Below are 12003 nucleotides of genomic sequence, written 5' to 3'. Positions count from 1 at the left end.
CTCACCACTGACTCTCACCACTCACTATTGACTACTCACTAAAACCAGCTTCCTATCCATGCTTTATTAACACTATTTCCTAATTTCCTTCTTCTGCGGGCGGTACTTATCCTTTGCTGAATCATCGTATATATCATTAACAGCATGAATACAATAGTGAAAGGCGGTATGCCCAGCATAGAGATCCATTTGCCTCCAAACTGCCTGCGCATCGGTCTTCTCAGCCTTTCAGCAATCAGGTACATACTGGGCACAATGATCAGTGTCATAAAGAAAGCGAAGATCAAACCAAAGATGATCGTCCATGCCAGCGGTTTCCAAAACCGTGCACTGTCCCCGCCAAAGAAAATATGCGGTTCAAAGCTGGAGAACAATCCTACAAAGTCAATATTAAATCCAACGGCTAATGGAATCAATCCAAATATGGCAGCCAATGCGGTGAGCAATACAGGAATGATACGTGTTTTTCCCGCTTCAATCATGGCTTCCCGTGTTTTTAAACCGCGGCTTCTTAATTCATCTGCAAACTCAATCACCAGTATCCCGTTCTTCACAACAATCCCCGCCAGGCCCACAATACCCAACCCCGTAAACGCTACCGATACTTCCATACCTGTTAAGCTAAACCCTAACAACACTCCAATAATGCTAAAAATGATCTCCATTAAAATAATAACCGGTTTGCTCACCGAATTAAACTGCAATACCAGTATAAACAATATCAGCATTAATGCAATAACCATGGCATTAACAAGAAAAGCCCCTGTTTCTGCCTGCTGCTCACCTTCACCGGTTTGCTTAATCGTTACGCCATCCGCTCTTCCCGGAAAATCATCTATATAATTCCTGATCTGCTGGTTCACCGCTGTTGGCGTATAGCCCTGCGATGTAAGCACATTGGAGCGGAGCGTTATTACTCTTTTCTGATCCTTTCGTTTTACACTGCCAAGCGTATTGGTATAATCTATTGTAACCAGTGAACTGATCGGTACATTTTTTATAGCTCCTCCGCTGGCCATATCCCTGAAAGTAATATTCATATTCAACAGATCGGAAAGGCTATTGCGTTGCAATTCATTGTTTCGCAATTGTATCTTATACTCATCTTCTCCATCCTTTATTTTAGACACTTCTCTTCCAAACAATGCTGTACGGATCTCCATGCCAATCTGCGCCGACGATACGCCTTCTATCAATGCCCTTTCCCTGTTTACGGTAATGCTGATCTCCGGATTGGTTAAATCCACATCCATCTTCAATTCTTCAACACCGGGCACCTGTATGGAATCTAAGTAATTTTTTAAGCCAACGCCTGTTTTAATCAGCTTATCAAAGTCTTCACTGGCAATTTCTATATTAATGGGAGGATCCGTGGGTGGCCCGCTGGCTTCCTGGTCTACCGAAATCTCGGCGCCCGGTATACCTTTGATCGCATTCCGTATAGAGTCCAGCAAAACCGCTGTGGATGCACCATGTCTTTTTTCAAATTCAACGAATGATACCTGCACCCTTCCCAGTTCAGGGCGGGCACTCCTGTCACCGCTTTGCGGGTCTCCGGCGCCAATGGCCACGTTGGAAATCACACTTTCCACGATCGGGTTCTTTTTTCCATTTTCCATATCCAGCACCTTGTATACACGCTGCTCCAGGCTGTGCGTAATAGAATCCGTATACTCCACATTGGTGCCTACCGGCAATTTCAGATATACATAAATAAAATTAGGATCAGCCTTTGGAAAAAACACAATGGGCACCCGCTGGCTGCTTACTGCCGAGCCGAATATCATGAAGCTCAGGATCAGCAAAACAATTGTGCCTAATAATAAATGTACAGGCCGCCATCCTTTCAGAGCCCAGCGCAGTAAACTTTCATAGTGTCCCATGATCCAGGGCAGCACCCTGTTCTGAAATGCATGAATGATGCCATCCAGTACATAGCGGTTCAATAAAACCATCAGTACTAAAAACAACAGGATATTACCCAAGAAAGAGGCACCGGAAAGATCAAGCACTATACCCGCTGCAATGGCTACCCAGAAAAAGGGTTTCCGGAAAATAGCGGATTTCTTTTCCTTTGCTTCTCCTTCGGGATGATTCATGAAATCAACCGCGAATACCGGGTTCATAATAAACGCTACAATAAGCGATGCGGTAAGCGTAAAGATGAGCATCACCGGCAGGTAGATCATGAACTTACCTATAATACCCGGCCAAAACAATAACGGGAAGAAAGGCGCCAGTGTAGTGAGCGTACCCGCCAGCACCGGGATAAATACTTCTCCTGCCGCCACAATGGCCGATTTTTCAGAGGTTAGTTTACCTTTTGCCTGTATAAATATACGATGCGTATTTTCTATAACCACAATGGCATCATCTACTATAATACCCAATCCAAACAGCAGTGCAAATAATACCATGAAATTGAGTGTAACGTTCGCCCCTATGATAAGATCCGCCGCCGGTAAAAACAAAAATGCAACGAACATGCTGAGGGGAACAGAAAGCGCAACAAAAAACGCATTGGTTACACCCATAAAAAACATGAGGATGATCAGCACGAGGATAAAGCCGATAACAATAGAGTTCACCAGCTCATCAAACGAGTGTTTGGCGTTTTTGCTTTGATCACCGGTAAGGACAATGTTCAGGTCTTTAGGAAACTCACTATCCTGCATTTCTTTCACTGCCAGCTTTACCGCATCGGCTGTTTCAATAAGGTTTTCGCCCGAACGTTTAACAATATTAAGTGTAATTACATTTTTGCCATCGAGCCGTGCATAGCTTTCTCTTTCTTTGGTAGTATCTTTGATAACCGCAATATCTTTCAAATAAATGGAGGCGCCGGTTGGACTTCTCACCACCACTTTTTCAATATCCGATGCAGAACGAAACTGGCCTTTTAGCTGCAGCGTACGTTTCATATTGCCCACTTCCAATAACCCACCGGAAATGTCCATGTTTTCGCGCGATACGGCATTGGCAATATCATCAAAAGTAATATTGGCGCTGCGCATCCGGTAATTATCTACATTAATCTGGAACTCTCTTTCAGGAGCGCCCACAATATCAACACGTGTAATTTGCGAAAGTTCTTCCAGCTTATCCTGCAGATCATCGGCATACTTTTTCAGCTTCATGTTATCATAATCCCCGCTCATGTTTACATACATAATAGGAATTTCAGATAAGCTCACTTCCATAACAGTAGGCTCTTCCGTAAGATCCGTCGGCAAATCCTTTTTTGCTTTATCTACCGCATCCTTTACTTTCTGAACCGCCACATCTATAACCACATCCGTATTAAACTCTACTACAATAGCGGAAAAGTCCTGAACGGAAGTGCTGGTGGTTTTCTGAATTTTTACTCCTGTAATACCCTTGATCTGTTTTTCGATAGGCTGGGTAACCAGGTTCTCTATATCGCGCGGGGAATTACCTACATAAACCGTTTGAATATATACCGTTGGAATTACAATATCAGGAAACTGCTCCTTGGGCAAAGTGACGAACTCGTATACGCCAATGGCACTGATAAATAACATCAGCAGGTAAATGGAAGTCCTGTTCTTTATGCTCCAGGTGGTAGGCCTGAATTCTTTAAACTTAGCGGTCAGATTTTCTAAAGCACTCATATTAATTAGTGTTGTATATCCACAAAAGATTGTCTGTGCTGATTGCAAAACCAGTAAGCCCGAAGCAAACTCTGGCGTTTACAATAATCAGTCTGAAAAATTTATTTAGCACGTATAATAATAAATAATAAAAGAGAACCCCGGTGAGCACATTTCTGTGCAACAGGTACAGTGCCTGTCAGTCACCACTCTTTTTCCACCACTTATCACTTACCACTTACTCATCATTAAATCGTATTTGTTGTAAGCGGCTGGCCCTCATACAATCCCTGGAAGCCATCGGTTATGATTTGCTCTCCTGCTTTCAAACCAGATTTCACTTCTACTTTATCGCCATACAATTGCCCTATTTCAACAGGTTTTTTGCGTGCAATCCATTTGTCGCTCTCTTTTACCGCTACCATTACAAATTTCCCTTTATCATCGTTTTGCATGGTGTTCACGGGAATGGTGATCACGTCTTTAGCCGTATAATCCTGAATTTTAACCAGGGCAATCTGGTTTGGCCGAAGTGATTTATCAGCAGGCATTTTAGCTTCAATATAAAAGGAGCGGCTGTTGGGATCAATTAACTTACCGGCAACCGATACCTTAGTAGTAATGATTTTGTTTCCCAGATCAGGAAAATTAACCAGCACCTTACTTCCAACAGCTACACGGTTTAAATAATTTTCAGGCACCTGGGCCACAATTTTAAGGTCGTTTGTATTAACAATGCGTATTTGAGGGCCACCCTGGAAAAATTCGCCCACTTTCACATTCACAGTTTCCGCAACACCCGACAGCTCAGCATATACATTAGAAAAAGAAGATTGCTCTTTTGCAGTTGCAATTTGCTTGTCAATGGATTCCACATTGTTCTTTGCGCTCAGCAATTGTACCTCAGTTCCTATATGCTGGTCCCACAGGTTTTGCTGGCGTTTTAAAATATCCTTAGCATAGGCCAGTTGAGAGTTCAACTGATCAATTTGCTTTTGCGCCATAGCATCATCGAGCTTTAAGAGCAGTTGACCTTTCTTTACATAGTCACCCTGTTTAACATATATGGCTTTTACCAGTCCGCCCTGTCCGCGCGGCGCCACATAGGCGATATTGTTGGCGTCTATGCGTCCCTGCAGATCAATATAATGTGTAAAGCTGCCGGTTTCAAGCGGTGCAATTGCCACAAGCTTCGCGTTTTCTTTTTTCTGCGAAGGGTCGAGTGTGATGATCTCTTCTTCCAGAGCGACAATTTTATCACTCAGTACTTTTTGATCTTCCTTCATTTTATCCAACTGCGCTTTTTTCTCAGCAACAATTTTGTCCTTTCCTTTTTCAACTTTAGTAGTTGTTCCGCCACACGCCGCCAATAATACCAATGCGGCTATTACTGAAGCTGTTTTTAAAACGTTTTGCATATACCTGGTTTTATAAGTCATTCAATAGTTGTATTAAAAAATTATAATCTTCCTGTTGCCTTTATATAATCTATCCTTGCGATGATAGCATTATATAAAGCATTTATATAGTTGGTTTGCGCGGCTTTCATATCGGTTTGCGCCTGGGTGATCTCTGTATTGGAACCCGTACCGATCTCAAACTTTTTCTTCGTTTGCTGGAATACCGTTTCCGCCAGTTCCATATTTTTCTTTTGATAATCCATGGTGGAAACAGCCGTACTAAAATTGTTCCGTGCAGATTCAATTTCGTTGTCAATATTAATCTTCAGCGCTTCCCGCTGGTTAAGGGATTGCTCCAGGGCAAGTTTGGCTTTGGCTATACGTGCGTTGGCCGCCATGCCGGTGAATATGGGAATATTGAGTTGCAATGAAACCGCGGAAACATTAAACCAACTTCCATCGCCCAAAAAATCAAACTTGTTGCGCTGGGCGCTTTTGTTATAATATCCATTTAAATTAAGCGTAGGCAATTTGGACAACTTATACCTGCGCACATCAAATTCTCCTAAGGCTACGCCAAGGTCGGCATACTGATAATCCCTGCGTTGTGTATAATTAAACTCACTCAATTCCAGGATGCCGTTTTTAATCTGCTCATCATTTAAAGAATCTGTAAGCATCAGAGAATCTTTAACAGGCATGCCCATTAAAACTTTGAGCCCCAGGTAACCGTTTTGTACCTGGTTCAATGCGCTTACTTTTTCAGTTTGCAGATTAGCCAACTGAACCGATAGCTTGTCGAGGTCCAGCTTTTCAGCAAAACCATTTTCATGCATTATTCTGGTATCGTGCTGTAATTTATTCAGCAGCTCAATATTGGCATCCAGCAATGCTATTTGTGTTTTACTCACTACCAACTGATAATATACTTTATATATATTGGCTCTTATCGCTTCTTCCGTTATTTCAGCTTTCTTTTCCTGGAATTTGATTAAGGTTTCTCTTGCCTGTAGTCCTACAAACACCTGACCGTCAAATACTATCTGGCTTAACGAAACGCCCGCCGTAGCGCTGAATTTGGTACCAAATTGCGCCGCTATAAAACCAAAATCTGAAGGCATTTTAATCGGATTACCATCACCATCTTTTACTCCTTCATTTACCAGCACCTGGTAGGCTGCCGGCCCAATAAAGTTGGGTATTACCTGGGTGGCCACATTGGGGTTATAGGTAGTTCCTATTGTGCCATGTATTTGCGGATAAGCCATGCCGGTAACCTCGCGATTGGTTTGTTGCTGAATCTGGATGTCCAGCAGGGCATTTTTTACCTGAACATTATTTTGTTTGGCATAGTCTATGGCCTGCTGTACTGAAAAAGCATGCACTCCGGGGGATTGCGTTTGCTGTGCCTGTACGCTTGTTGAACATATCGCCACAAGTATCATTAATCCCCACTTTGCCGGTTTCCATTCTTTCATCTGTTTATTTTTTTGTTTGGTCAGATATAAACGCTATAAAATTTTATAGTGGTGGCTCTAAAATTTTATGATTTGTTTTATTTTTGATTTTTTTGTCGTTTCAAAAGATATTTCTGAACGAGTTTTTGCCCTTTGGCGGTAGTGATGCCATATAAAAAATGGATCGTTACCTCCTCAATTACTGCACCCAGATTATATTTACCAAGGGGATAGAGATCGGGGCTGAACATCATAAATACAGAAGCCAGCCTGAATCGTGACATGATCTCCGTATCAATTTCGGGGCGATACAACTGTACCGCAATACCCTGTTCCAGGTTTTCCTTTATCAGCTTATATAAAAATTCATTCTTGTGGTCGGCAATCTTCTTATAGGCAGCCGGGTGATATTTCTGCAGGTCGTACATGATCGTAGGATTCATCGTCTTCAGCATTTCCTGCACCATATCTGTAGCCACCAGAATTTCATGGACCGGGTTTTCACTTTCTTCCCTGTGGATACAGCACTCATTGGTATTACTGCTAACCACTATATCTATCGCACTATCCACCAGGGCATCCTTATCGGCATAAAACTGGTAAATGGTTTTTTTACTGATGCCCAGTTGAGAAGCGATTTCATCCATGCTTATACTGCGGATCCCGTATCTCAAAAATAAATCGTGCGCCTTCTGCGCTATTCTTTCCTGTATCTCCATAGCTTCCAAATCGGGGACAAAACTATGGAAACTTTTTTTGTTACCAAAGTTTCCGGAGTTTTTTTATATATTTTTTGATGAACGGTAAATACAGGACAAGCTCCCGTATATTATAAAAATGGTGAAATTGTTTTATGGTACAGAAGCGGAAAATCGCCAGGCCAACGGGTGCATTTCAAATTAGCCGGGCTGGCACACCAGCAAAATACGGGATATCCCTGGCTTTTTTAGGTGGCAGATACGCAGATTAAATCGGCGCATCTGCGGCATTTTCTGCATGGGGTATATATAATTGCCGCCGGTTGGTGTCCCCACCATTTGAAATGCATCTCCGGCAATGACCAACAATTGTACGCTTAGGTTACTTTTACATTTCTAAAACATACCTGATGGCTACAAAAAACTGGTTAAAAAATTTATTGCAGATTTTTTTACAAGGGTTAATTATTCTTGCACCTATTGTTATAACAATCTGGGCATTAACTTCGTTATTCTATTTTGTAGACAGGATTCTGCCTGATATTTTTGAAAGTATAATCCCTGAGTTTTCTACCTACTACCTGCCGGGCATGGGGTTTATAGTAGCGCTGCTCATCATTTTTACGGTAGGCTATGTATCTTCTTCCTTTGTAGTAGGAAAACTGGTGGAATTGTTTGACAGTGTACTGCAAAAAACGCCGGGTATAAAAATAATTTATACCACCCTGAAGGATTTCTTTGAGGCTTTCGCCGGTAACAAAAGAAAATTCGATAAAGCGATCCTGGTATCTGTTGCAGCAACAGATGTATGGCAAATCGGTTTTATAACGCAGCAGGAGGTGCAGGAATTTGGACTGAATGAATTTGTGGCCGTATATGTTCCCCAATCTTATGCTTTTGCCGGGCATCTTTATTTTGTAAAGAGAGACAGGGTACGGTTATTAACAGACGTCAGCTCCGCCAATGCTATGAAATTTGCGATATCAGGCGGCGTAACAAACATTGATGAAGAAACACATGAAAAAAGCAAATAACCCTGCCTTTTTCCTTAAACCCTTAACATATGTTAACCCGTTGCTTATTTTTATTTTTTTTACTGTTCGCCCCTGCTTTGAATCTGCTCGCCAATGATTACGAAAATGCCTGGAAAGCGCTTGACCAAAACGACAGGAAGAAAGCGCTAAGCTTACTAAAGCATGCAATGAATGATCCTGCTACCGCAGTTGATGCGTATATAACCTATGTTTACATCAAAACTTTTGAAGGGCAGGATGACAAAATACATGATTATATATCTGAAGCATATGAAAATCTCCCCGATCCTAACGCTTATGTATACGCTATGTGGTTTAACCGGGCAGTGCTCGGCGAATATGGCAAAAAAACATCAACCCAGCAGAAGCTCCTGGCAAAAATACTTGCAGATAAAAGAATCAATGGGTCGGTTAAAGCAGCGGCTTACTATGTAAAGTCATTGCATTACCAGTTTTCAAATGATATTACCAGCGCACTTAATGAATGCGGGAAGATAGGTGCCGCCGGCCCGCTATGGCAACTGGCCGGCCCCTTCGATAATTTATCGGGCAGTGGCTTTTTCAAAAATTTCGGACCCCTGGAACAGCCTGGACCGACAGCAAGGTTTACATCATTGAATAATGCGGAAATTGCATGGTTTACTCCTCCTGTAATGAACCAAAATGGCTGGACCTATCCCTTTCCTCATATCCGGTATAATACGGCATCAGTATATGCACAAACATTTGTAAATGCCCCATCCGATATGAAAGTATTACTGAATGCGGGCTGCAGTGGAGCAATTAAAGTATGGGTAAACGATGAGGTCGCTATTGCCGAACCAAAAGAAATAGTTACAGAACTGGATTATTACAAAAATTATGTACAGCTCAAAAAGGGATACAACCGGCTGCTGGTTCAATTGTCGTATACCAACAGTTCATTTCCCAATTTCATCGTACGCCTCACCGATGATAATTACAACTCCATAAAAGGACTTGAATACAATAGTGTGTTCAGAGACTACCCCAAATTAAACAAAGGGAAACAACCCACTTCGTCCATAAAGCATTTTGCAGAAGCTTTTTTTGAGAATAAGATAAAACGCGAACCAGACAATATCATTAATTACATTCTTCTGAGCCAAACCTATCTCAGGAACATGAAAACCGCCGATGCCAGATCACTTATTGAAAAAGCGGTAGAGCGCTTTCCCGATAATATGCTGCTTCGGTTTGAGCTGATGCAGTGCTATTTAAAAGAAGCAAACCGCACATCCCTGCTTCAGGAAATGGAGCGAATGAAGGAAAGAGATCCTGATTGTATGCTGGCTTTCAGATTGAACATTGAGCAATTGATGGATCAGGAGAAATATTATGAAACAGAAGCGGAGCTGAAGCGATACGACAGTCTTTATAATAATGACGGGCAACTGACAGATATAAAAGTAAAATTATACGGCGCACAAAATAAAATGGATGATCTGATAAAGACGATTGAGGATATGTATAAAACCAATCCGGATAATCCCCAGGCGGCACAAATGATGTTTAACGTAAAAATAAAAGTGCATAAAGATGTAAAGGGAGCGCTCGGTATTTATGAGCATTTTTTAAAAACGAATTATAGCTATGATATTATTAAGATGCTGGCTAATGAATACAATAAACAGGGAATAGCAGAAAAGGAATTGCAATGGCTGAAATACCTCGCAGATAATTTTTCTTACGATCCTGAATTGTATACCAACATATCCAATTATTATTTCAACCAGCAGGAATATGATAAGGCCTCTGAATTTGGCAGAAAAGCACTGGAACTGGCTCCCTATGTGGCTACTTACTGGGAAAACCTTGGAGTAGAACTGCAACAGCAAAATATAAACGGCGAGGCCGCAAATGCATACCAAAAAGCGCTGTATTACGATGGCCGCAAATACGATGCACGGGCACGCTTAAGAGAACTTCAGAATAAACCATCCATATGGAAAGCTTTTCCCGAAACCGATGTGTATGAGCTGATCAAAAAAGCAGATAACAGCATCATTGACTATGATTTTTATTACCTGCTGGATGAGAAATTTGCAGTTGTATACCCCGAAGGCACATCTGAGGAATATTATACGTTGGTGATAAATGTTTTAAACCAGAAAGGCATAGACACCTGGAAAGAAACAGATATTTCCTATAACTCCAATTCATCTGTACTTAGTGTAGAAAAGGCTGAAACGGTAAAAAAGAATGGCGTAAAGACACCGGCAGAACGAAACGGGAACCAATTGGTATTTACCGGACTTGAAGCCGGAGACGCGCTGGTACTCAAATATAAAATACAAAATTATACAGAAGGGCGCCTTGCAAAAGAATACTGGAACAAGTTTATTTTTAATGCTTTCGTCCCTGAAAAAATTTCAAGGTTCTGCCTGCTTATTGCCAACAATATAAAATTCAATCACAAAACGCTGAACACATCAATCAGTCCCAGGGTAAGCACCTATGATGATTTTACATTATACACCTGGCAAAAAGACAGCTCAATTGCACTTAAAACTGAGCCTTATATGCCAACCCTGGGAGATGTGGGAGAATCGGTAACCGTTTCTACCATTGCTTCGTGGAAGGATATCGCTAACTGGTACAGCGATCTTTCCGCACTTAAAACAGATGATGATTACGAAGTAAGGCGGGTGTTTGGCGAACTTTTTCCCAAAGGCGTTGCCGCATTAAGCCAAAAAAATATTGCCCGCATCATTTATGATTATATTACTAAAAATATCCGTTACAGCTCTGTTGCGTTCAGGCAAAGCGCTTATGTTCCGCAAAAACCTTCTGTAACTATTAATACAAGCCTGGGCGACTGTAAAGACCTTTCTGCTTTATTTGTATCGCTGACAAAACTCGCCGGTATAAAAGCCAATCTCGTTTTGGTAAATACACGCGATTACGGGCAAAACAGCATGGCGCTTCCCTCGGTAGAATTTAATCATTGCATCGTTAAATGCTGGCTCGGAGGTGCCCCGTATTATATTGAATTAACAGACAGTGATCTTCCATTTGCAAGCCTTCCATCCAGCTTGTACCAGGCAACATGCCTTGTAATACCTTCAGGCAGTAAGGATACCATTTCAGCAGATCTCGGCCAAATTACAGCTATAAACCGTACAAAAGAAAAGCTGAAAAGAAAAGCCATAATAAACATTGTTGGAAACGACATCAGCCTCAAAGTAAATGTAACCAAAACCGGCACACTTACTTCTGCACCAAGAAACCAGTTTGCGATGCTGTCGGTAGAAAAACAAAGGGAGGAGATGGAAAAAAATATCAGCGGCCGGTACAAGAACCCTGTTAAGGTAAGTTCGGTTTCATTTAGCGGTTTAGATGAAAAAATTGACTCTGTTCACTATAGCTGTGATTACACCATACAAAACGAAGTATCGGAACTGGGTGATATCCAAATGATCAAAATACCATTTGAGGATATGGTGGCCACGATAGATAATTTTTCGCTTATTCAGCGTCGTTTCCCAGTAGAATACTGGAAGTATGAAGACGTGGACGAGTATGAAACTACAATAGACATAATAGCGCCCGATGGCACACATTTTATTGAATTACCTAAAGATGAAAAATTTATTTTCCCGGGTGGCGCCTATGCCCTGCAGTACATACGCAAAAGTCCCGGCAGGCTAACCATTATAAGAAAAGCGTCTTTAAAAAGAGATAATATTCCGGCTGCCGGTTATGCCGGTATGAAAGATTTTTTAAATAAAATCGTAAAAGCCGAATCAAAATATATAGCATTCAAAAAGTGATGCTGCTCCGGT

General features: G+C 41.6%; 6 protein-coding genes. 2 read left to right on the top strand and 4 right to left on the bottom strand.

Translation table 11 applies throughout. The features are described 5' to 3' along the window. Positions 1–38: 38 nt before the first annotated feature. The 4 genes from FRX45_RS07890 to FRX45_RS07875 all read right to left on the bottom strand — a co-directional run bounded on the left by FRX45_RS07890 (position 39) and on the right by FRX45_RS07875 (position 7187). A complete protein-coding gene (locus FRX45_RS07890; RefSeq protein WP_152267854.1) occupies positions 39–3632 on the bottom strand; it encodes an efflux RND transporter permease subunit in 3594 nt (1197 codons plus the stop codon). Between the two features lie 227 nt (positions 3633–3859). Further along, complete coding sequence (locus FRX45_RS07885; RefSeq protein ID WP_152267853.1) at positions 3860–5029, bottom strand: efflux RND transporter periplasmic adaptor subunit; 1170 nt, start codon at positions 5027–5029, stop codon at positions 3860–3862. Positions 5030–5070: 41 nt separating this feature from the next. Next, positions 5071–6489: a TolC family protein gene (locus FRX45_RS07880; RefSeq protein ID WP_226805089.1), complete on the bottom strand. Its 1419-nt coding sequence runs from the start codon at positions 6487–6489 to the stop codon at positions 5071–5073. A gap of 77 nt (positions 6490–6566) precedes the next feature. Then, positions 6567–7187 carry a TetR/AcrR family transcriptional regulator gene (locus FRX45_RS07875; protein WP_152267852.1) on the bottom strand — a complete coding sequence of 207 codons (621 nt, stop codon included), beginning with the start codon at positions 7185–7187 and terminating at the stop codon, positions 6567–6569. A 389-nt stretch (positions 7188–7576) separates the two neighbouring features. On the opposite strand from FRX45_RS07875, the gene FRX45_RS07870 reads away from it, so the two are divergent. Together FRX45_RS07870 and FRX45_RS07865 are read left to right on the top strand one after the other, a co-directional pair. Further along, on the top strand, positions 7577–8200 hold the full coding sequence (locus FRX45_RS07870; RefSeq protein ID WP_226805088.1) for a DUF502 domain-containing protein: 624 nt from the start codon (positions 7577–7579) through the stop codon (positions 8198–8200). Positions 8201–8229: 29 nt separating this feature from the next. Continuing rightward, positions 8230–11991, top strand: a complete 3762-nt coding sequence (locus FRX45_RS07865) for a DUF3857 domain-containing protein (RefSeq protein WP_152267850.1) — start codon at positions 8230–8232, stop codon at positions 11989–11991. Positions 11992–12003: the final 12 nt, after the last annotated feature.

The organism is Agriterribacter humi, from assembly GCF_009192765.1.
Lineage (GTDB): Bacteria > Bacteroidota > Bacteroidia > Chitinophagales > Chitinophagaceae > Agriterribacter > Agriterribacter humi.
Note: the sequence above shows the minus strand (reverse complement) of the source record. Positions and strands in the feature narration are given on the sequence as shown.

What these genes read in the sequence shown, in the direction of transcription:
- FRX45_RS07890 (WP_152267854.1), bottom strand. Translation starts at nt 3,632, where the DNA reads ATGAGTGCTTTAGAAAATCTGACCGCTAAGTTTAAAGAATTCAGGCCT.
- FRX45_RS07885 (WP_152267853.1), bottom strand. Translation starts at nt 5,029, where the DNA reads ATGCAAAACGTTTTAAAAACAGCTTCAGTAATAGCCGCATTGGTATTA.
- FRX45_RS07880 (WP_226805089.1), bottom strand. Translation starts at nt 6,489, where the DNA reads ATGAAAGAATGGAAACCGGCAAAGTGGGGATTAATGATACTTGTGGCG.
- FRX45_RS07875 (WP_152267852.1), bottom strand. Translation starts at nt 7,187, where the DNA reads ATGGAGATACAGGAAAGAATAGCGCAGAAGGCGCACGATTTATTTTTG.
- FRX45_RS07870 (WP_226805088.1), top strand. Translation starts at nt 7,577, where the DNA reads ATGGCTACAAAAAACTGGTTAAAAAATTTATTGCAGATTTTTTTACAA.
- FRX45_RS07865 (WP_152267850.1), top strand. Translation starts at nt 8,230, where the DNA reads ATGTTAACCCGTTGCTTATTTTTATTTTTTTTACTGTTCGCCCCTGCT.